This window comes from Caldanaerobacter sp. (assembly GCF_049701115.1).
GTDB lineage: Bacteria > Bacillota > Thermoanaerobacteria > Thermoanaerobacterales > Thermoanaerobacteraceae > Thermoanaerobacter.
The window spans coordinates 194,878-215,885 of record NZ_JBNATX010000001.1 but is presented as its reverse complement, the minus strand read 5'-3'; the positions used below and the strand labels follow the sequence as shown (position 1 = coordinate 215,885).

Genomic DNA, 21,008 nt, shown 5'->3' with positions numbered 1-21,008 from the left:
GGTGTTGAATAGCGAAAAAGGCATGACATTAATAGAAGTTTTGGTCTCTATTGCAATCTTTGCAGTAGTGGCGGTTCCTTTACTGGGGATTTTCAGTCAATCAGCTATAACTTCGGCAGATTCGAGGATAAAAACAAAGGAAGTAGCTATTGCTCGAACAGTGGCAGAAAATATAAAAGCAGGAAATGTAAAAAACGAGGCTGATTTAAAGAGAATACTGGAAGATTACGAAAAAGAGGGTTTTCTGCCTTATATTGAAAAGATAGAAAAGAATGGGATAACGCAATACAAAATATCGGTTGGGAAAATAGGTTCTGATTCTTTGTATTCTTTCTACATAGTAGGGCCTCAAACGAGTATTACTAATTACACTCCTGTTGTAGTACCTTCTACTCCTGGTGGAGGAGACAATCTATTTTATAAAATACTTAACTATGTTTTAAATCTTATAACCATAATACTTGTTGCTGTTTGGAGCGTGCTTTTTATCTTATTTGTTATCATTCCAGCTTTTGGATGGGAATCTATTGTAAAAGGGCCGCAATTTGTTACTTACGTTATTGAAGCCATAAATTCTGGTTACAGAAGATTAAAAGACATTGCTACAACGGCTGCCAATAGGATTGGACTTGCTATCCCAGGGTGGTTAAGATGGTGGTGAAAAAAGAAGGCGGTTTTACTCTGATAGAACTCATAGTTACTCTTGCCATACTGGGGATAGTGCTTTCTGTCTACTCTTCTCTCTATTATTCGGGTTATAAGTCTTTTGAAAGCACTGAAAGCAGTGTGGAAGTTGAACAGAACGTAAGATTTGCTATGAACTATATAATGTCTCAATTAAACAAAGGCCCAGATGAAGTTGTAATTTTAAACGGGGGAAAGGGTTTGCAGATAAACTGGAAGGATAGTAGTGCCAATACTGTAAAATCGGTTATTATAAAATTGGATGAGAAGAAACATACCCTTTATCTTGATGATAATAAAGGACATGAGCTGGCCACTAAAATTTACGATTTTAAAGTTACTCAAAAAGGACCTTCTATGATAAATATCTATATAAAAGGTCAGAGGAATGATAGGGGACTTAATGAGTTTTCTCTTTCTAACGATTTCTTTTTGAGAAAGAGTGATGTAAGTGTTAAATGAGAAGGGATCAGCCTTAATCTTTACATTGTTGGTCATTTTGGTACTCACTGTGCTGGCAACTGCTGTTTTGGAGGTTACAATTACAAATTATAGAGTTTCTAAAGCCTATGCTGATTCATCTTCTGCTGCATATGCTTCTGAAGCAGGTCTGGAGATTGCGAAGAGTGAATTTAACGAAGCTTTACTCTCAGATATAGCTCAAAGGGCTCAGTTGATCATATACAATGCTGATCCAAAAGTGCCTAAGGATTTTTTGTATAAAAGTGTTTACTATTTTGTTCAAAATTACCTCGATAATGCTGTTTTTAGTAAATATCCAAAAACCGGATACTTAGGAGATGTGGGACAGAAGTATACGGTAAACATGTATATGGACAGTGGGTATCAACGACTTATATATACCATTCACATTTATTCTGAAGGGGAGTATAAAAACATTAAAAGAGAAGGATATGCAAAGCTTATTCTAAATCTTGAATCAGCAAATCCTTTGACAGTTGCTGAGTGGGAAATAAAATGATGAGGAGAGGTTTTTATGCAACTTAAAAATTACATGGAAGATGCGGTTGAACAGATGATGGACAGGGTTTTGAAGGACATTGACGTTTGTAAATGCGAAAGGTGCAGGATGGACATAAAAGCTTTAGCTTTAAATAATTTGCCTCCTAAGTATGTCGTTACAGAGGAAGGAGAGCTTTATGTGAAGACTAATGAACTTGTGAGGCAGTTTGAAGTGGACATAATAAAAGCTATAACTATGGCTGCTATGAAAGTGAAAGAAAATCCTCGCCATTAGGGGTGCAAAGATGCTGGGAATTGAGATAGGGAATGCCAATATAAAGATAGTTTTAAAAGATAGGAAAAATAAACTTTTAGGAAGTACATATCTTGTGAAGACCCCTTCTAATGTTATAACCGATGGCAAAATAATGGACATAAACACGGTCGCTGAAGCAATCAGAGAGGTTTTAAGGGAAAACAATATAAGAGAAAAAAGGGTATGCTTTTCTATTTCAAGTTCACAGAACATTTTAAGAGAAATTACGCTGCCCAAGATGAAAGAAGAAGAAGTTGAAAAGGCACTGGAGTATGAAATAGAACAGTATATTCCTGATACGTATAATTATGTAATTGACTTTAAATTTTTACCCCCTTTAGAAGGCAATGGAGAAAAATTGAGAGTACTTGTAGCTTCTTCCCCAAAGGAAATAGTCGAAAAATATGTAAAGCTTTCAGAAGCTTTGAAGTTGTACTTGGAAGCCATTGATATTTACGCAAATTCTTTATACAAAGCTTTTAAAAAAATCGGAGAAAAAGATGGCACAGTTGCGATAATAGATTTTGGCTCTTCTATCACAAATGTGACTATTATATCTCATGGAAATTTTGTTCTCAATAAGCTTTTGGAGTTTGGTGGCAAAAAATTGACACGAGCAATCGCAGGTTCTTTTAATTTGGACTTTGATACAGCGGAAGAGTATAAAGAGACAAGGGAAATTGAAAATATTGAGGGGATTCTTAGGGAAAATTTTTCCGAAGAGTTTCAAATGGTAAGCCGAATATTTGACTTTTTCTATGCTACATACCACAAAACTGTAGATAAGATTTTATTGATAGGTGGAAATGCAAAATTGAAGGGTTTAAAAGAGTATGTGAAGGACTATTTTAAGGTTGAAGTTATTGTTCCAGAGGATGAAAGATATCTATACTTCTTGCCTGCCTATGGCTGCCTTTTAAGGGGGGAATAAGTTGAAGGACATAAACCTCATACCGCCAGAATTAAAAGAAGAAAGGCAAAAGAAGAAAAAAGTGGCTTTAAAACTTTTTTCCGCCGCCTTTCTTTTAGGCTTTATATCCCTCTTAATAGCTTTGCCTTTAGCCTATATGAACAGGCTTTATGGGGAGCTTAAAATTGTCAACGAAGAGCTCAATAAATACAGGAATGTATCAGAGCTTCAGCAGAATATAAAGGACATATCTTTATATTTAGAAAAGAAAAAAAGCATAATTGATAAGGTAAATAAGAAGAAAATTGATTTAGTCAAGCTTTCTGAAGATGTCGCTTCTAATCTTCCTCAAGATGTTTCGGTAACTCATTTGAAATATGACAACGAGGTGCTTGAAATTGAAGGGGAAGCCCTTCATGAAGGCGATATTGCAGTTTTTATGCTAAATTTAAGAAGCATAAATTATGTCGAAGATGTAAAAGTGCTTTCAGTAGAGCTTAATGAAAAAAATGTATATAAATATGTGGTTCAAGTAAAGGTCAGGGTGGTATCATAGATGAAACTTACAAAGAGAGAAAAATTTTTAATCTATTTTGCTCTGGTTTTTGCATTTTTTGCGATTTACTATCAGTTTTACCTGATTCCAAAGCTTTCAGAGATAGACAATTTATCACAAGAGATAAAGCTTAAAAGGCAAATTCTTTCACAGCTCTCTTCTTTAAAAGGAGAAAATTTACAAAAAAGTCTGGCGAAGTGGGAAAAAGAAGTCGAAGAATTGGACACAATACTTCCAGATGAAAAAGACGTTGAATTTGCAATTCTTGATTTACAAAGAATAGCAAATGATTCCGGCGTAAAAATAAGAAGTATTAATTTTGAAAATGCAAGTCAAGAGGAAAAAAATAAAGAACAGAAAGAAGAATTTACAGTGACTCCCATATCAGTTACAGCTTTTGGAACCTATGATGGTCTTATTTCCTTCATGAAATCTTTACAGGAGTCTAGGAGGCTTCTAACTATTCAGTCTTTTGAAATGCAGAAAGACCCGAATTCCGAAAATTTGTTTTTAAATGTATTGCTTTTTGCCTATTCCATGAAAGACAGCGGAGCAAAAAAGGCTGAGATAAATGCACCAAAAGGGAAAGCCAATCCTTTTCAACCATTGGAGGGAAAAGCTAGTGAGGAAAGTATCACTGAAAGTCCCCCTCCAGTAGATGTGAACAAGGTAATATCTGATACTTTAGAAAAAATTTTAAAAGAGGCTATACCTTCCAAACCATAAAAGGGGGATGGTGAATGAAAAACATAGTTTTGACAGGATTCATGGGAACAGGAAAAACTACTGTAGGGAAAAAAGTAGCAACTACTCTTCATTTTAGTTTTATTGACACTGACAAGCTGGTTGAGAAAATGGCAGGCATGAGTGTGGCGGAAATATTTGAAAAGCATGGGGAAGAATACTTTAGAAAGTTGGAAAAAGCGGCTGTCATAAAAGCCTCTCGCCTAAAAAATCACGTAATAGCTACAGGAGGCGGGGTTGTATTAAACCCTTCAAATATTGTACAATTAAGAAAAAATGGAGTGGTTATTCTCTTAAAAGCAAGGCCGGAAGTAATTTTAAGGAATATATCCAAAACAAAAGATAGGCCTCTTCTTGCGGTGGAAGACCCTGAAAAGAGGATAAGAGAACTTTTAGAGGAAAGAGAACCTTTTTACAGATTTGCAGATTATACCATAGACGTCTCTGACAAGACAATAGAGGAAGTTGCTGAAGAAGTCATAAGAGCATATATAAAGCTCAAGGGGAGATGATAAAAGTTGGGGATTAAGTTTGGACCCTCTGGGATCTCACAGAGCTTTTACGACGAGGGACATAAGTCTTCCGCTGAGATGCCAGAATGGCTTCATAAAATGGGACTTGAGGCTTATGAATACTCTTTTTCTAGAGGGGTGAGAATAAGCGAAAAATTGGCTTTGCAGCTCAAAGAGAATGCAGAAAAATTTAATATTACAATTACAATTCATGCTCCTTATTACATAAACCTTGCCGCAGAAGAAGAGGAAAAGATAAAAAACTCTAAAAGGTACATAATTGAAAGTTTGACCGCAGGAAATTTAATGGGGGCAAAAAGAGTTACGTTTCACCCCGGTTCTGCATCTTTAGACAGAAGAGAAGCACTTGATAGAGCAAAAAAGGTTTTGAAGGAGGTTATAAAAGAAGCTGATGACTTGGGACTGGGTCATATAACCTTGTGTCCCGAGACGATGGGCAAGAAAAATCAGCTGGGCACTTTGGAGGAAGTCTTGGAACTCTGTCAGCTAGATGAAAGACTTCTTCCTACCGTGGATTTTGCTCATTTGCATGCAAGAGACAATGGAAGGTTTAAATCTATGGAAGATTATGAAGAAGTTTTAAACACGATAGAAAAGTATCTAGGAAAAGATAGGGCAAAAATTATACACGTTCATTTTAGCAGAATTGAATTTACAGAGCAGGGGGAGAAGAGGCACTGGACATTGCTTGATAAAGAATACGGGCCCGAATTTGAGCCACTGGCTCAGCTTTTTTATGAAAGGAATATGGAGCCTATAGTTATCTGTGAATCTCGCGAGAGAATGGCGGAAGACGCATTGGAACTTAAGAGAATATATCAAGAGGTGGCAAAAAGGGTGTCAAAAACATGAGGATTGTGGTTAAGGTTGGGACTAGCACTTTGACTCATGAAAATGGGAAATTGAATTTAGAAATAATGGAGAAATTAGTAAGACAAATTGCAAATTTGTCAAATAAAGGCGAAGAAGTTATACTTGTGACGTCTGGGGCGATTGGAGCTGGAATGGGAAAATTAAACTTGACAGAAAAGCCCAAAAACCTTCCGCAAAAGCAAGCACTGGCAGCCATTGGGCAAGGTCTTCTTATAGAGATTTACGAGAAATTTTTCAACGAATACGGGAAAATAACTGCCCAGCTTCTTTTGACAAGGGAGGACTTTAGTGACAGAAAAAGGTATTTAAATATGAGTTACACCCTCTCTAACCTTCTTAATTGGGGGGTCATACCTATCATAAATGAAAATGACACTGTGGCAGTGGAGGAAATAAAAATTGGGGATAATGATACCTTAGCGGCTCTTGTGGCAAGCCTTGTTGAGGCAGACCTTTTGATTATTCTGACTGATATCGATGGTCTTTTTGACAAGGACCCGAGAATCCATAGGGATGCTAAAGTTATAGAAGTGGTTGAGGAGTTTTCTGATGACCTTTTTAAAATTGCTGGCGGGGCAGGTACAAAGAGAGGCACAGGGGGAATGTACACAAAGATCCAGGCTGCTAAGATATGTTATAATTCAGGAGTCAAGATGGTCATTGCAAATGGCAAAATTGACAATATATTAAATAGACTTGCCGCAGGAGAAAAGATTGGGACTACTTTTCTTCCAATGAAAAATCCCATAAGCAGTAGAAAAATCTGGATTGCCTTCAATGCGAAGGTGAATGGTTTTTTGTTTGTGGATGAGGGTGCGGCGAAGGCTTTAGTCAAACATGGAAAAAGCTTGCTGCCAAGTGGTGTTGTAAAGACAGAAGGCCAGTATGACGTGGGGGACTGCGTGGCGGTGGTGGACCACCAGGGCAGGGAAATAGCTAGAGGGCTTGTCAATTATTCTTCCGAAGAAGTCGAAAAAATAAAAGGCTGTAAGACCCATGACATAGAATCAATACTGGGATATAAATACTACGATGAGGTGATTCACAGGGACAACCTTGTAGTTCTTGAGAGGGGTGAAAAGTATGGAAGTTGAAGTAAAGGCTAAAAAGGCGAAAGAAGCGTCAAGAAAAATGGCTGTTATAGATACTGATACTAAAAATAGGGCTCTTATTAATATGGCAGAAGCTCTTTTGGGAAGTACGGATAAAATTTTGAAAGCCAATGAAAAAGACGTTTTAGAAGCAGAAAAGAGAAATTTAAAAGCCTCTCTTGTAGACAGGCTAAAATTGGATGAAAAAAGGATAAAGGCTATGGCAGAAGGATTAAAAGAAGTGGCTTCTTTGAAAGACCCTGTCGGAGATATAGAGGAAATGTGGATAAGGCCCAATGGACTTCAAATAGGAAAGATGCGCGTTCCCATAGGCGTCATAGGCATTATATACGAATCACGCCCCAATGTCACAGCTGATGCCGCAGGCCTTTGCCTTAAAGCAGGAAATGCTGTGATTTTAAGAGGAGGAAGTGATGCTATAAATTCTAATATCGCTATTGCTTCTATTCTGGCAGAAGCTGCTTACAAAAGTGGTATTCCGGAAGGAGCGATACAGCTTATTGAAAATACTGACAGGGAAGAAGTAAATAGGATGATGAAGTTAAACGGCTTGATTGACCTTATCATCCCAAGAGGTGGGGCAAGCCTTATCAAAAATGTTATTGAAAATTCTACTGTACCTGTTATAGAAACGGGAGTTGGAAATTGCCACATTTTTGTGGATGAGAGTGCAAATTTTGAAATGGCAAAGGACATAATTGTAAATGCGAAGGTTCAAAGGCCTGGGGTGTGCAATGCAGTAGAGACTGTTTTGGTGCATAAGAGCATAGCAGAAAAATTCCTGCCTGTTATGGTAAAAGAACTGTCATCTCATGGGGTAGAAATAAGAGGCTGTGAGCTTACAAAAAGGATATGCCCTGATGTAAAAGAAGCCACAGAAGAGGACTGGGCTACAGAGTACCTTGACCTCATATTAGCGGTAAAAGTTGTAGAGAATATAGATGAGGCATTGGAGCACATTTCTAAGTATTCTACAGGTCATTCTGAGAGCATTGTAACTGAAAATTACACTAATGCCATGAGATTTTTAAAATCTGTAGATTCTGCTGCAGTATATGTGAACGCTTCTACTAGGTTTACCGACGGAGGAGAATTTGGATTTGGGGCGGAAATAGGTATAAGCACTCAAAAAATGCACGCAAGAGGGCCTATGGGGCTTAAAGAGCTTACGACCTACAAATATGTGATTTTGGGCAGTGGACAAATAAGGAAGTAAGGTGTATTATAGTAACGTGAGGTGATATTATGAAAAGGGTGCTCGTAATTCATGGCCCCAATGTGAATCTCACTGGGAAGAGGGAAAAAGAAGTCTATGGAGAAATCACTTTTGAAGAGATAAACAACATGATAAAAAGAGAAGCTGCGAAACTCGACATTGCAGTAAAAATTCAGCAGTCCAACAGTGAAGGAGAGATAATAAACCTCATTCACTCTGCCGAAAACAATTTCGATGCCATAATAATAAATCCAGCAGCTTATACCCATTACAGCTTGGCTATAATGGATGCAATTGCCTCTGTTTCTGTCCCTGTGATTGAAGTGCACATATCTAATATTTTTGGAAGGGAGGAATTCAGAAGGGTATCTGTCACTGCTTCTCGCTGCAAGGGAGTGATTACGGGCTTTGGGCCATATAGCTACATACTGGCTCTTTACGCTGTAAAATTTTTAGAGGATTCAATTGGGGGGTAGAATAGTGAACACTAGGCTTAGCAATTTGCGTAAGTCAATGAGAGAAAAAAATATAGAAGCTTTTGTAATTTACAAATTTGTAAATGTTACCTACATAACAGGTTTTACTGGGGATGACAGCGTAGCCTTGATAACTGATGATGCCGCTATTTTTATCACCGATGGGAGGTATACGGAGCAGGCACAAAAGGAAGTCAAAGATTTTGAGATTGTGGAACACAAAACTGGAATAAAAGATGTCTTGAAAGAATACATTAAGAAATTGGGAATAAAGAGATTGGCTTTTGAAGAAAATGTGACATACGGGCAGTATAGAGAATTGAAAGAAGCTTTAGAAGGGGTAGAGCTTATACCTCAGGCAGGTTTAGTTGAGAATTTAAGGATGGTAAAAGATAAAGAAGAGATAAATCTCATAAAAAAGGCGCAGAGCATAACTGATAGAGCTTTTGAGCACATTTTGAATTTTATAAAACCTGGCATGACAGAAAAAGAAGTGGCACTAGAACTTGAATATTTCATGAAAAAGAATGGAGCGGAGGACCTAGCCTTTGAAACTATCGTGGCTTCCGGAAAGAGGTCTTCTCTCCCTCATGGAAAAGCTTCAGATAAAGTAATTGAAAAGGGAGATTTTGTCACAATCGACTTTGGATGCAAAGTCTCAGGCTACTGCTCTGACATGACGAGGACTATAGTAATTGGGAAAGCCAGTGAAAAGCAAAAAGAAATATACAATATAGTTTTAGAAGCTCAGGAAAATGCCATTAAAAATTTAAAAGCAGGGATTAGCTCCAAAGAGGCTGATTATTTAGCAAGGTCTGTGATAGAAGAAAAAGGTTATGGCCCGTATTTTAGCCATTCTTTGGGGCATGGTGTCGGACTCGAAGTACATGAGGCGCCAAGTCTGACTTTCAGAAAAGAAGAAATTTTAAAAGAAGGCGCGGTTGTTACAGTAGAACCGGGAATATATATTCCTGATTTCGGTGGCGTAAGAATCGAAGATATGGTATTATTAAAAGAAGATGGTGTTATAAATTTAACCAATTCACCTAAACAATTAATTGAAATAAACTAAAGTCATGGAGGGATTTTTTTGATAGCAGCAGGGGATTTCAGAAAAGGAGTAACTATTGAGGTTGACGGCCAGATTTTTACAGTTGTAGACTTTATGCATGTAAAGCCCGGAAAAGGTGCAGCATTTGTCAGAACAAAGCTCAAAAATATAATGACTGGTGCTGTTATAGAGAGGACTTTTAGCCCTACTGAAAAGTTTGAAGAAGCACAGATAGAGAGAAGGGAGATGCAGTATCTCTATAACGATGGAGAATTCTATTATTTTATGGACACGGAGACTTATGAACAGATTCCTTTAAGTTATGATAAAGTAGAAGAAGCGATGAAGTATGTAAAAGAGAATATGGTAGTTACTGTAAAATTTTATAAAGGCGAAGCTTTTTCAGTAGAGCCTCCAACCTTCGTGGAGCTTGAAGTAATAGACACGGAACCGGGCGTGAGAGGAGATACCGTTACAGGAGGTTCAAAGCCAGCAACTGTAGAAACTGGGGCTGTCATCCAGGTGCCACTTTTTATAAATGTAGGAGACAAAATAAAAATCGATACACGCACTGGGGAATACATAGAAAGAGTATAAACGCAGCAAAATTTCAAATACTATTTTGTGAAGGAGGGTAGTTTAAAATGGAGTACTTAAACGAGAGAGTTTCCTATTTAAGAGGGCTAGCAGACGGCTTAGGCATAGATGACAGCACTAAAGAAGGCAAGCTCATATTAGCTATTCTTGATGCTCTTGAAGACTTTGCTGATGCAATAAATGAATTAGAGGCTTCCCAATCCGAACTTAACAATTACGTAGAGGAACTGGATGAGGACCTTTCAGAGATTGAGGATACACTTTATGGCGATGAGGACGAGGAAGAGGACTATGAATATGACGAGGACGATGAGGATTATGACTATGATTACGATGAAGATGATGAAGAAGACGAAGACGAAGATTATGAAGAATATGTAGAAGTTGAATGTCCTAATTGCCATATGTTGATGAGTGTAGAAGAAGAACTTTTGGAAGATGAAGATGCGGAGCTGGTTTGTCCTCACTGCAATGCTACTATAAAAGTAAAAGATTTGAAAATTGTAGATGATGATGAAGACTGAAAAAAATCCTCGCTGATTTTAAATCAGCGGGGATTTTTTTATTCATAAATGGGAAGGTGCAAAAATATAATTGTTACAAAGAGGAGGGACATGTATATGAACGGAAGAGAAGGGATTAAAGGCTTACTCTACGCTTTCCCACCTTCGTTGAGAAATTTATTGATTAAATTGCCGGAGGGAACTCTTGAAAAGATAGAAGAAGTGAGATTGAGAGTCAACAGGCCTCTTGTAGTTTACTTAGATGGAGAAGAAAAATTTGTTTCTGCATCTGGTAAAATTTCAGGTTCTTTTTCTTCAGCCTATATTGTAACACCGGAGGATTGCGAAAAGGCTTTTCAGTTGGTATCCCAGTCTTCCTTGTATGCCTTTGAAGAGGAGATAAAAGGTGGTTATATAACCTTAAAAGGAGGATACAGGGTGGGGCTTGCGGGAGAATGCATAGTAGAAGATAAAGGGATAAAAATTATTAAAAATGTTTCAGGATTTAATTATCGTGTATCCAAAGAGGTAAAAGGAGTAGCAGAAGAAATAATAAAGTATTTAGTGGATAGCAGCAAAGAGGTGTACAATCTTTTGATAATTTCGCCTCCTCAGTGCGGCAAGACTACTCTATTGAGGGATGTAGCCAGAACTTTAAGCAATGGTTTCATGGGGGTTAGCGGGAAGAAGGTCTGCATCATAGATGAAAGGTCTGAAATTGCAGGTTGTTACAATGGAATACCTCAACTTGATGTAGGTATAAGGACGGACGTTTTAGATAGATGTCCTAAGGCGCATGGGATGATAATGGCGATAAGGTCTATGTCTCCACAGGTAGTTGTTACAGATGAAATTGGGAGGGAAGAAGATATAGAAGCTTTAAGGCATGTTTTGAATGCAGGAGTCAAAATAATTACAACAGTCCACGCTAAAAACATTGAGGACCTTAAGAAAAGACCTTATTTAAAAGATTTGGTGGAAGGTAAGTACTTTGAAAGGTATATAATATTGAGCAAGCGCTTTGGAGCAGGCACGATAGAAGAAATACTGGATGAGGAGATGAAGCCAATTTTTAAAGGGCCTTATAAAAAGGAGTTGAAGTTTAATTGAAGGTTATAGGAATGGTTCTTACCCTTATATCTACGACTTCTATAGGATATTTGATGGCAATGAAATTCAGAGCGAGAAGATGGATTATAAAAAGCTTTATAACCGCCCTCAATATTTTAAAAATAGAAATAACTTATTCAAGAACACCTCTTGAAAGAGCGTTTAAAAAAGTGGCTTCCTCCTCAGACAAGTTGGTATCAGAACTGTTTTATAAAGCTTCTTTCTATTTAGGGGAGCAGATTGGTTTGACTGCAGCAGAGGCCTGGGAAAAGGGGTTAAAAGAGTGGGATAGAGGTTACCTGACAAAGGAGGATAAAGAAATATTGATTGCCTTTGGGAATTCGTTAGGGAGTTCAGATGTTGAAAACCAAGAAAAGAACTTTAACATGACGTTGGACCTTTTAAAAAGACAGCTCGATTTCGCAGAAGAGGAGGGTAGGAGAAACGAGAAACTGTATAACAACCTGGGATTTTTATTAGGGCTTGCTATAGTCATATTGTTTTTATGAAGGAGGATTAGAATGAACATAGACATAATCTTCAAAATTGCGGCAATAGGTATTTTGGTGACGGTTCTAAATCAAATTCTCATACGTTCAGGTAGGGAGGAACAAGCCATGATGGTTACTCTTGCGGGAATAGTAGTAGTTCTCATGATGGTAATCCACCTTATCAATAATCTTTTTAATACCGTAAAAACCATATTTCATTTATATTAGGTGATAGAATGGAGATATTTCAAATTGTGATTTTAGGTATTGTGGTTTTGATCATACTGACAGTATTAAGAGAGACAAATCCAGAGGTTGCCGTTATTTTAAGCCTTGTTACGGGTATTATAATTTTTGTATCAATTTTACCAAAGTTGAGCAGTGTAGTAGAGGTTTTAAATAGTCTTGCGAGAAAGAGTGGCCTTGATACCATATATTTTGTTACAACTTTAAAAATCATAGGTATTGCGTACATAACTGAATTTGGTTCGCAGCTTTGTCAGGATGCAAATGAAAAAAATCTCGCCTCAAAAATTGAAATTGCAGGGAAGATAATGATAATTTTTTTATCCATTCCTATAATAATAGGGCTTGTAGAAGCCATACTTTCTATAATGCCGTGAGGTGGAAAAGTTGAAAAAAATACTTTTTGTTATAGTGATTGTCCTAAGTTTGTTTGGAACGGCAAAAGCCGATGTTATACAGGAAGAGATAGAAAAATTGAGTGAGGAGAATATTGTCCAAATTGATCGATTTGTAAAAGAAATTAACCAGAAGACGGGAAGTGATTTTCTAATTGTAGACCTTAAAACTTACTTGCTTCAAGTGCTAAAAGGACAACAGCCCTTTGATCTAAACAAAATTTTTGCCGGAATTTTAAAATTGTTTTTTAAGGAACTGTATTCTTCATTTAATCTTTTGATCCAGCTTCTTGTATTAGGTGTGATAGGTAGTATATTAATGAATTTGCATAGTTCCTTTGAAAAGGAAAGTATATCAGAGATTGCTTTTTTAGCTATTTATCTCATTTTTATAATAATTGCTGTAAAAAGTTTTAGTGAAGCGATGGGAATAGGAAGACAAGCTATTGACAGTATGGTAGATTTTATGCAGTCCATATTGCCTGTTTTGATAACTATGTTAGTATCCGTAGGTTCTTTCACTTCTGCTGCCTTTTTAAAGCCGCTTGTTATAGTAACAGTTCAGTTTACGGCTCACGTGATGAGGGATTTTATAATCCCGTTAATTCTTTTCATGACGGCTGTAAAGATAGTGGGGAATATTTCTGATAAATTCAGTTTAAACAAGATGGGAGATTTCTTAAAGACATTGTCAACGGCTTCAATTTCCGTTTTACTGAGCATATTTTTAGGAGTTATAACCGTACAAGGTTTCAGTTCTTCTATAGCTGATGGAGTAATCTCCAGAACTGCAAAATACACCGTAGGGACTTTTCTGCCAGTGGTAGGGGGCCTTTTAGCAGACAGTGTGGATGCAGTAATAGGAGCTTCTCTTTTGATAAAAGGCGCTATAGGAAGTTACGGTCTTCTGGTAATATTGGCAATTGCTGCTTTTCCATTAATAAAAATCTTTTCCTTAGTGATCATATATAGATTTGTTGCTGCGCTCATTGAACCGATTTCAGATAAGCGAATAGTTAATTCTCTATCAGAAGTAGCAAATTCTATGACTTACATTTTGGCGGTTTTAGCTTCCATAACCGTGATGATGTTTTTTACAATAACTGCCGTGATAGGAAGTGCCAATATAACTACCATGTTAAGGTAGGTGATGCCTTTGGATTTTTTTAAAAACTGGGTGATGCAGATAGTCAATATAGCAATTTTAGCATTGATTTTAGAAATGCTTATACCCTCTTCCAGTCTGAAAAAGTATGCAAAAGTAGCCATTGGACTTGTCATAATTACAGTGATTCTAAATCCTATTTTAAGCTTTTTGAAAGAAGCACCTTCGCTAGAGGCACAGATTTTCAAAAGCGATTATCTGCTAAGAAATCCCTCTATTGATACTCTTTCCGAAAAAGCAAAGGAAAATACGAAATATCTAGTAGCAAAAGAATATAAAAGAAGGGTTGCAAAAGAGATAGAAGAGAAGCTAAAAAGTCTATACGATTTAAAAGAGATCGAGGTAGAGACTGTAATAGAAGAAGACTTGGATAAAAAAGATTTTGGTAAAATCAAGTCTCTGGTTTTGCAAATAAAGGGCGGTAAAGACTTAAACAAAGAAGAAGTAAAAAAATTGATAAGTGCATTCTATAATGTCCCCTTAAAGAATATAACTATAAAAGAGGAGTAGAAAGGGGGTACTTGGGTGGACTTTAATAAACTCAAAGATAAATTCCTAAAAGACCATAAAAAGCTTTTAGAAAATTTGACAGTAATTTTTTTAATAGGTTTGATACTTTTGATAGGCGCGAGTACCTTTTCTAAGCCTCGCCCTTCTAATGAAAGCAATAATAAGGAGTTGGTATTAACCGATAAGCAGGAGGATTATGCAAAAAGGTTGGAAAGAGATTTAAAAAACATACTCTCAAAGATTGACGGGGTGGGGAATGTAGAAGTCTTAATAACCTTGGATTCCGATGAAGAAGTAGTAGCAGCTATGGATGTAGTAGAGTCCAGTACCACTACTAATGAAAAGGACAACAATGGAACGGTGAGGGAAGTAGTACAAAAAGAGTCTAACAATAAAATAGTTACTTCTCAGAACATGTCCGGTCAAAATACTCCCATTGTGTTAAAACGGATAATGCCTGAAATAAGAGGTGTGATTGTAGTAGCTGATGGAGCGAGAGATGCTAGATTAAGGTATGAAATTTCTTCAGCGGTACAGACAGCATTAGGGGTCCCTGCCTATAAAGTAAAAGTAATATCTTCTAAGTGAGGAGGGGTTTTATGGTTTATATGAGAAAAAAAATTATAGCCATTGTTTCCTTGATTTTACTTATTGCCATAGCTTTTGTATTGAATAATGGGTATATGGAGAAAAAAACAAATAATGCTCAAAAGACTTCTTCAACGGAAAATGTCGATTCAAAAGCTATTGAAACTTCTTCGTACAAGGGTAAGAGTTCTTTTGCTTCTGATATATTCACTGCCTATAGAGAGGAAAGAGAGGTAAATAGAAGCAGAAGCATAGATGCTTTAAAGGAAATAGTGGATAACAAGAATACCAGCAAAGAAACTAAAGAAGAAGCACAAAAGCAGATAATCAAACTAACTGAAATTACAAATAAGGAGATGGTAATAGAAAATCTGATAAAAGCGAAGGGATTTCAAGACGCTATCGTTATGATAGACAATGGGATTGTTAATGTTATAGTCCAAGCGGATAAGTTGTCGGAAGAAGAAGTTGCCCAGATTGTAGAAATTGTCTCAAGGCAAACAGGTGTATCTCTTGACAATATAAAAATTATGACCAGATTGGATTAGATTGTTTTCATACAACAGATTATGGTATAATGTACTTAAAAGCTTTTGCTTTTACTTTTAAGGGGGTGATTTTATGGAAGAAAATGTAAAGAATTTAGAAAATCAGGAGTTAGGTTCTGTAAAAATTTCTGAAGAGGTAGTTAGCATAATTGCCGGTCTTGCTGCTACAGAAGTGCCTGGTGTTGCTGGAATGAGCGGGGGAGTCGTGAATGGCATTTCAGAAATTTTGGGCAGAAAGAATCTGAGTAAAGGTGTGAAAGTGGAAGTAGGGGAAAAAGAAGCAACTATAGACTTGTACTTAATTGTGGACTATGGCGTTAGAATTCCTGAAGTTGCTTGGAATGTACAAGAAAATGTTAAAAATGCTGTAGAAAATATGACAGGGCTTAAAGTTGTAGAAGTCAATATACATGTGCAAGGGGTCAGCATGGAAAAGGAAAACAAAAAACAGCAAGAGACCGCAGAAAAAGAAGGAGAAAATTAAATCTTCTAAACTAACCCTCTGCTAGCCAGAGGGTTAGTTTAGGTAAAACTTTGGTACAATAAATAAAGAATTGGATTTGCAAGGAGTTGAGAAAGTGAACAGAACTGAAGCGAGAGAATGGGTTGTAAAAATTTTGTACCAGTATGACGTTTCGAAACTTCCTATTGAAAAAATTTTTGAGCATTTTTATGAAGAAAACGATCCGGGTGCTCAGAGAGATTATATTGAGGAAACTGTGAGAGGAGCGATTTCACATTTAGAAGAGATTGACCGTGAAATAGAAAAATATTCTAAAGATTGGCCTCTCTACAGAATGCCTAAAATAGATTTGGCTATTTTAAGATGCAGTATATACGAGATGCTGTATGGGAACATTCCTGTCAGTGTTTCTATAAACGAAGCAGTGGAAATAGCGAAAAAGTACAGTACTGACGATTCTCCTTCTTTTATAAATGGACTTTTAGGAGCATTCGTCAGAGAAAAAAGATTAGAGGAAGGTGAAGCAAATGATAATTGATGGAAAAGAAATTGCTAATAAGATAAAGGAAGAGGTAAAGAAAGAAGTAGAAAAGCTTCATGAAAAACCAAGATTGGCAATATTAATGGCGGGGGATGATGAATCTTCAAAGGTCTACGCCAACTCAAAAGTAAAGGCCTGTGAGAGTGTGGGAATGAAGGCAGAGGTCTATTATTTTTCAGAAGATGAAGAAGACAAATTTTTTGAAACGTTAAATAGGTTGAATGAAGATGAGAAGACCCACGGCATAATGATAGAAATGCCTCTTCCGAAAGGCTTTGATGTGGATAGGGTTTATGACATGATAAATCCGTATAAAGATGTAGATTGTATATCTAATTACAATATGGGAAGGCTTTTTGCGGGGAAGCCTCTTTTTGTTCCTTGCACTCCCAAGGCCATTATCCATATATTAGAAAATACAGGTGTTGACTTGGAAGGAAAACATGCTGTGGTGATAGGAAGGAGCAATATTTTAGGCAAACCTGTTGCCAAGCTTTTGCTTGACAAAAACTGCACTGTAACGGTGTGCCATTCCAAGACAAAAGATTTGGTTTATCACACAAAACAGGCAGATATTTTGGTGGTAGCAGCAGGAAAAATGAACTTGGTTAAAGGGGACATGGTTAAAGAGGGAGTAGTTTTAATAGATGCAGGTATAAACGTACATGAAGGGAAAATATATGGTGACGCTGACTTTGATTCGATTAAGGACAAGGCTTCTTACATAACCCCTGTTCCGGGAGGCGTTGGCCCTGTAACAACAGCGATGATCCTCAAAAACACTTTGGAGGCCTTTAAGTATGCAATTAAAAGCCTTTAGTGTTAGTGAAGTGACGGAATACATAAAGAAAGTAATGGACAATGACATAATATTGAGGAATGTAAGAGTAAGAGGAGAAATCTCTAATTTAAAATACCACTCTACAGCAGTGTACTTTACCCTAAAAGACGAAGGAGCAGCTTTAAAATGTGTAATGTTTAATGACTACAGCAGGTCCCTTGAATTTACTTTGCAGGATGGAATGTCCGTAATTGCTACGGGTAGGATAACAGTGTACGAAAAGGGCGGACTTTATCAACTGTACGTTCAGTCTGTGCAGATGGATGGAATAGGAGCATTGTACATTGCTTTTAACAAATTAAAAGAAAAGCTCCAAAAAGAAGGCCTATTTGATATTGATAAGAAAAAACCTATTCCAAAACATCCGAAGAAGATTGCCGTAGTTACATCCCCGACGGGTGCTGTGATACGCGATATAATAACGATTTCAAGGAGAAGGAATCCAACTGTTAACATAATGGTAGTACCTGTTTTAGTGCAGGGGAGCTCTGCTGCGGATGAAATTTCAAATGCTCTTCGCATTTTAAACAAGAGAAAGGATATAGATGTTATAATAGTGGCCAGAGGAGGCGGGTCTTTAGAGGAAATATGGCCTTTTAATGAAGAAAAAGTGGCTCGCAGCATTTTTGATTCTCGAATCCCTGTGGTTTCTGCTGTAGGGCATGAAACCGATTTTACTATTGCTGATTTTGTAGCAGATTTGAGAGCTCCCACTCCATCTGCTGCTGCGGAGTTGGTGGTTCCAGATATAAGAGTATACCAAAGAGAGCTGTTTTTATTAAAGACTAAGATAAAAAATATAATGAAGGCTCATTTACTTCAGACCAGGAAAGAATTTGAGGGGTTAAAAAGAGCCCTCTATCTAAATAACCCTATCAAGAAAAACGAAGTTTTAAAACACAGGGTCTTAAGCCTAAAAAAGTCCTTGATAAAAGAGGTCCTTTCTTTTTATAATCAAAAGAAAAGTGAGTTTTTGGTCCTTAAGGAAAAGTTGGATTCTCTAAGTCCTTTGAAGGTACTAACAAGAGGATATACCATTGTGCTCGATAAAGAAGGTAAGATAATAACCTCTGCCCAAAAAGTCGCAGTCTTTGAAGAGATAGATATCTTATTCAAAGACGGAAAAGCGGCAGCAGTAGTGAAAGAGGTGAAAGAAGATGGAGAAAGAATTTAATTTTGAAGAAGACTTAAAAAGATTAGAGGAAATTGTAAATACGTTAGAAAAAGGCAATTTAATGTTGGAAGAGTCTTTTAATTTGTTCAAAGAGGGCATAGAAATATCAAGAAGGCTAGAAAAGATGCTAAAAGAAGTCGAAGGGAAGATAACAATGCTGATAAGTGAAGATGAGGAAATTGAGTTTAAAGAGGAGGAAAATAATGTTTAAAGAAAAACTTAAACACTTTCAACAGATGATAGAAGAGGAACTTCATAGGATACTAGATGTACAGGAAAAGCCAGAGATAATATATGAGGCGATGAGATACAGTGTTTTTGCGGGAGGAAAAAGGTTAAGACCTATTTTATGCCTTTCTGCCTGTGAACTTTTGGGAGGGGGTTTAAAAAAAGCTTTGCCAGTAGCCTGCTCTATTGAACTCATACACACTTATTCTCTTATTCACGATGACCTTCCTGCTATGGACAATGACGACTTGAGAAGAGGTAAGCCTACAAATCACAAAGTATTTGGAGAGGCTATAGCCATTCTTGCCGGGGATGGACTTTTAAACCTGGGATATGAGGTTTTGATAAGGCATGCTCTGGAAAATCCCGAAGATTATGAAAAAATCTTGAAAGCTGCTAATGAAATAGCTACTGCTTCGGGCTGCAAAGGGATCATAGGAGGGCAGGTAGAAGACATACTTTCTCAAAACACAGAACTTACCTATGAAGACTTAAAATACATTCACGAGCACAAGACTGCGGCTTTGATAGAGGCTTCTGTCTGTGCAGGAGCCCATATGGCTGGGGCTAGTGAAAAAGAAGTGGAGCTTTTAAGAGAATATGCTAGTTTGATAGGATTAGCATTTCAAATAAAAGACGACATACTGGATGTAACAGGTAATGAAGAAACGCTTGGCAAAAAAGTAGGGAGCGACAGGGAAAAGGGCAAGTTCACTTTTGTCAATATTTTTGGCATCGAAAAATCTCAGGAAATGGTAAAGGAGCTTACAGAGGAAGCCATAAAGATTTTGGACACTTTTGGCGAAAGGGCGCAGTTTCTTAAAGATCTCTCTAATTATTTGATTGAGAGAGTAAACTGAAGATTGAAAGAGCATTGACAATGTACCGGGATAGAAACTGGTTTTTTTGGCCTTAAGAGACTGTAACAGGCTTTTACGGTTTTAAGCTGTGTTTGATATTACTGACTTTCTCTGTTATAATGTAATTACCTTGAAAAGATAGGCGAAGTGGTGCAGTATCCTAGTCGGAGGTGCCAATCCTGAAGACGGGCCTAAAAATCCGTCAAGGGCACATCGATGAAGTTCCTGGTGCTGGCTTCTGACGCCCAGTTGGGGGCTGGTGCTGGGAGTTAAGGAGGGGGGGCGATCCACAAGGGCATGTGGGCGTTGACCCTTCCTCCGCGGAGACCTACTGCTGTGGCTCTCTTCGAGAGCTATGGGGTAGGCTGAACCTGTCTCGTGGCCATCAAGCTGCGGACAGTGTAGCCCGCCTTGAGTGATCCGGGGGGAAATCAGCCTTTGGCTGATGAAACCCGGGTTGCAAAAGAGGCTAGGGATTGGGCCCTCTGGTGAGGAAAGCTCCTAGGCTGTGCCCGAAAGGGCGGCATGCTGGGGATTACAGTGCGGTCTAAGTGGCAGTCCAGTCCTGCCTATGGCGACAAGGCAGAAGCGGGCTTAAAGGGGAACCGCTGAACGGCGACGTTCAGTGCCTGCTTGGGAAATCCTACTGGACCTAAGCCGCAAGGTTTACCCAGCATGTTACCACTTCGCCTTTTTCTAGGAGGATTTTTTTATTATGAAGACAAGAAACATAAATACGGATTACAGGTGGATTTTACATATTACATTGATCACATTTTTTATGGCAACTTTTCTGAATTTTTTTTCTGATGTGTCTTTAAAGAAAAGTACAACTTTTGTTGCATTCTTTATTTTAGCGGGAATAGTAGCGATAGGTATAGTCTTTGAAATTATAGGAACTGCTGTTATGTCGGGTAAAGAAGAGCCATTTCATGCCATGGCGGCGAAAAAAGTGTACGGTGCAAAGCATGCCATAAAGCTTTTAAGAAATGCAAATCTGGTAGCCACCTTTTGTTATGACCTAATAGGTGACATTTCTGCTATAATTTCTGGTGCTGCCTTGATGTCCATAATCATGAAATTTCCCCTTTCAGGAACTAAAGCTTCAATATATACGGCTTTTTTCGCAGGAATTCTTTCCTCAGTCATAATAGGAGGTAAGGCTATTGCCAAAAGTATTGGTATGTTAAAGAGCCAAACTATAGTTTATTGGACAGGTGTTGTACTGGCCTGGATGGAAAAAAATTTAGGCATAAATATATTGCCTGACTATAAAAATAATAAAAAGAAAAAAAGAAAGTGAGGGTCTATTAT

30 protein-coding genes are annotated in these 21,008 nt (G+C 37.5%); all 30 read left to right on the top strand.

Annotated features, from left to right (window positions below; all coding sequences use genetic code 11):
* The first annotated feature begins 1 nt into the window (after position 1).
* The 30 genes from ACPLVE_RS01240 (at position 2) to ACPLVE_RS01095 (ending at position 20,997) form a co-directional block, all read left to right on the top strand.
* Positions 2-661 (top strand): type IV pilus modification PilV family protein, encoded by a 660-nt coding sequence (locus ACPLVE_RS01240; RefSeq protein ID WP_424609099.1) that lies wholly within the window; start codon positions 2-4, stop codon positions 659-661.
* Entirely contained in the window at positions 652-1,146 is a 495-nt protein-coding gene (locus ACPLVE_RS01235) for a PilW family protein (protein ID WP_424609097.1), read from the top strand. The genes ACPLVE_RS01240 and ACPLVE_RS01235 overlap by 10 nt, the downstream gene beginning before the upstream one ends.
* Positions 1,136-1,666 (top strand): PilX N-terminal domain-containing pilus assembly protein, encoded by a 531-nt coding sequence (locus ACPLVE_RS01230; protein WP_424609095.1) that lies wholly within the window; start codon positions 1,136-1,138, stop codon positions 1,664-1,666. The genes ACPLVE_RS01235 and ACPLVE_RS01230 overlap by 11 nt, the downstream gene beginning before the upstream one ends.
* Before the next feature lie 15 nt (positions 1,667-1,681).
* Positions 1,682-1,942, top strand: a complete 261-nt coding sequence (locus tag ACPLVE_RS01225; protein ID WP_011025589.1) for a late competence development ComFB family protein — start codon at positions 1,682-1,684, stop codon at positions 1,940-1,942.
* Positions 1,943-1,952: 10 nt separating this feature from the next.
* On the top strand, positions 1,953-2,894 hold the full coding sequence (gene pilM / locus ACPLVE_RS01220) for a type IV pilus assembly protein PilM (protein WP_424609093.1): 942 nt from the start codon (positions 1,953-1,955) through the stop codon (positions 2,892-2,894).
* A gap of 1 nt (position 2,895) precedes the next feature.
* The gene (locus ACPLVE_RS01215; RefSeq protein ID WP_424609091.1) at positions 2,896-3,429 is read left to right on the top strand and encodes a PilN domain-containing protein; all 534 of its coding nucleotides are present in this window, start codon (positions 2,896-2,898) and stop codon (positions 3,427-3,429) included.
* Complete coding sequence (locus ACPLVE_RS01210) at positions 3,430-4,155, top strand: type 4a pilus biogenesis protein PilO (protein ID WP_424609089.1); 726 nt, start codon at positions 3,430-3,432, stop codon at positions 4,153-4,155. It begins immediately after the preceding gene.
* Between the two features lie 14 nt (positions 4,156-4,169).
* Positions 4,170-4,685, top strand: coding sequence for a shikimate kinase (locus tag ACPLVE_RS01205; protein WP_424609087.1), 516 nt, complete (start codon positions 4,170-4,172; stop codon positions 4,683-4,685).
* Positions 4,686-4,691: 6 nt separating this feature from the next.
* Positions 4,692-5,558: a TIM barrel protein gene (locus ACPLVE_RS01200; RefSeq protein WP_424609085.1), complete on the top strand. Its 867-nt coding sequence runs from the start codon at positions 4,692-4,694 to the stop codon at positions 5,556-5,558.
* Positions 5,555-6,673, top strand: a complete 1,119-nt coding sequence (proB, locus tag ACPLVE_RS01195) for a glutamate 5-kinase (RefSeq protein ID WP_424609083.1) — start codon at positions 5,555-5,557, stop codon at positions 6,671-6,673. Before ACPLVE_RS01200 ends, proB begins: the two co-directional genes overlap by 4 nt.
* Positions 6,663-7,907, top strand: a complete 1,245-nt coding sequence (locus tag ACPLVE_RS01190; RefSeq protein ID WP_424609081.1) for a glutamate-5-semialdehyde dehydrogenase — start codon at positions 6,663-6,665, stop codon at positions 7,905-7,907. Before proB ends, ACPLVE_RS01190 begins: the two co-directional genes overlap by 11 nt.
* Positions 7,908-7,936: 29 nt before the next feature.
* A complete protein-coding gene (gene aroQ, locus ACPLVE_RS01185; protein ID WP_022588237.1) occupies positions 7,937-8,383 on the top strand; it encodes a type II 3-dehydroquinate dehydratase in 447 nt (148 codons plus the stop codon).
* A 4-nt stretch (positions 8,384-8,387) separates the two neighbouring features.
* On the top strand, positions 8,388-9,455 hold the full coding sequence (locus ACPLVE_RS01180; RefSeq protein ID WP_424609079.1) for a M24 family metallopeptidase: 1,068 nt from the start codon (positions 8,388-8,390) through the stop codon (positions 9,453-9,455).
* An 18-nt stretch (positions 9,456-9,473) separates the two neighbouring features.
* Complete coding sequence (gene efp, locus ACPLVE_RS01175; protein WP_424609077.1) at positions 9,474-10,031, top strand: elongation factor P; 558 nt, start codon at positions 9,474-9,476, stop codon at positions 10,029-10,031.
* Positions 10,032-10,078: 47 nt separating this feature from the next.
* The gene (locus tag ACPLVE_RS01170) at positions 10,079-10,555 is read left to right on the top strand and encodes a CD1247 N-terminal domain-containing protein (protein WP_424609075.1); all 477 of its coding nucleotides are present in this window, start codon (positions 10,079-10,081) and stop codon (positions 10,553-10,555) included.
* 96 nt (positions 10,556-10,651) lie between these two features.
* Positions 10,652-11,644 carry a stage III sporulation protein AA gene (spoIIIAA, locus tag ACPLVE_RS01165; RefSeq protein WP_424609074.1) on the top strand — a complete coding sequence of 331 codons (993 nt, stop codon included), beginning with the start codon at positions 10,652-10,654 and terminating at the stop codon, positions 11,642-11,644.
* On the top strand, positions 11,641-12,153 hold the full coding sequence (spoIIIAB, locus tag ACPLVE_RS01160; RefSeq protein WP_424609073.1) for a stage III sporulation protein SpoIIIAB: 513 nt from the start codon (positions 11,641-11,643) through the stop codon (positions 12,151-12,153). The genes spoIIIAA and spoIIIAB overlap by 4 nt, the downstream gene beginning before the upstream one ends.
* A 12-nt stretch (positions 12,154-12,165) precedes the next feature.
* Positions 12,166-12,363 (top strand): stage III sporulation protein AC, encoded by a 198-nt coding sequence (spoIIIAC, locus tag ACPLVE_RS01155; protein ID WP_011025599.1) that lies wholly within the window; start codon positions 12,166-12,168, stop codon positions 12,361-12,363.
* An 8-nt stretch (positions 12,364-12,371) separates the two neighbouring features.
* A complete protein-coding gene (gene spoIIIAD, locus ACPLVE_RS01150; RefSeq protein WP_424609070.1) occupies positions 12,372-12,758 on the top strand; it encodes a stage III sporulation protein AD in 387 nt (128 codons plus the stop codon).
* 10 nt (positions 12,759-12,768) lie between these two features.
* Positions 12,769-13,923, top strand: a complete 1,155-nt coding sequence (spoIIIAE, locus tag ACPLVE_RS01145; RefSeq protein ID WP_424609069.1) for a stage III sporulation protein AE — start codon at positions 12,769-12,771, stop codon at positions 13,921-13,923.
* 3 nt (positions 13,924-13,926) lie between these two features.
* Positions 13,927-14,451, top strand: a complete 525-nt coding sequence (gene spoIIIAF / locus ACPLVE_RS01140; RefSeq protein ID WP_424609067.1) for a stage III sporulation protein AF — start codon at positions 13,927-13,929, stop codon at positions 14,449-14,451.
* Positions 14,452-14,466: 15 nt separating this feature from the next.
* Positions 14,467-15,039: a stage III sporulation protein AG gene (gene spoIIIAG / locus ACPLVE_RS01135; RefSeq protein ID WP_424609065.1), complete on the top strand. Its 573-nt coding sequence runs from the start codon at positions 14,467-14,469 to the stop codon at positions 15,037-15,039.
* An 11-nt stretch (positions 15,040-15,050) separates the two neighbouring features.
* Positions 15,051-15,587, top strand: a complete 537-nt coding sequence (locus ACPLVE_RS01130) for a SpoIIIAH-like family protein (RefSeq protein WP_424609064.1) — start codon at positions 15,051-15,053, stop codon at positions 15,585-15,587.
* Between the two features lie 73 nt (positions 15,588-15,660).
* Complete coding sequence (locus ACPLVE_RS01125) at positions 15,661-16,071, top strand: Asp23/Gls24 family envelope stress response protein (protein ID WP_424609062.1); 411 nt, start codon at positions 15,661-15,663, stop codon at positions 16,069-16,071.
* A 94-nt stretch (positions 16,072-16,165) separates the two neighbouring features.
* Positions 16,166-16,588 carry a transcription antitermination factor NusB gene (nusB, locus tag ACPLVE_RS01120; protein WP_424609061.1) on the top strand — a complete coding sequence of 141 codons (423 nt, stop codon included), beginning with the start codon at positions 16,166-16,168 and terminating at the stop codon, positions 16,586-16,588.
* Positions 16,578-17,411, top strand: coding sequence for a bifunctional 5,10-methylenetetrahydrofolate dehydrogenase/5,10-methenyltetrahydrofolate cyclohydrolase (locus ACPLVE_RS01115; protein WP_424609060.1), 834 nt, complete (start codon positions 16,578-16,580; stop codon positions 17,409-17,411). Before nusB ends, ACPLVE_RS01115 begins: the two co-directional genes overlap by 11 nt.
* On the top strand, positions 17,392-18,606 hold the full coding sequence (gene xseA / locus ACPLVE_RS01110; protein WP_424609058.1) for an exodeoxyribonuclease VII large subunit: 1,215 nt from the start codon (positions 17,392-17,394) through the stop codon (positions 18,604-18,606). Before ACPLVE_RS01115 ends, xseA begins: the two co-directional genes overlap by 20 nt.
* Positions 18,590-18,817 carry an exodeoxyribonuclease VII small subunit gene (xseB, locus tag ACPLVE_RS01105; protein ID WP_424609056.1) on the top strand — a complete coding sequence of 76 codons (228 nt, stop codon included), beginning with the start codon at positions 18,590-18,592 and terminating at the stop codon, positions 18,815-18,817. The genes xseA and xseB overlap by 17 nt, the downstream gene beginning before the upstream one ends.
* A complete protein-coding gene (locus tag ACPLVE_RS01100; protein WP_424609055.1) occupies positions 18,810-19,694 on the top strand; it encodes a polyprenyl synthetase family protein in 885 nt (294 codons plus the stop codon). The genes xseB and ACPLVE_RS01100 overlap by 8 nt, the downstream gene beginning before the upstream one ends.
* A 715-nt stretch (positions 19,695-20,409) precedes the next feature.
* The gene (locus ACPLVE_RS01095; protein WP_424609053.1) at positions 20,410-20,997 is read left to right on the top strand and encodes a hypothetical protein; all 588 of its coding nucleotides are present in this window, start codon (positions 20,410-20,412) and stop codon (positions 20,995-20,997) included.
* The last annotated feature ends 11 nt before the right edge of the window (positions 20,998-21,008 follow it).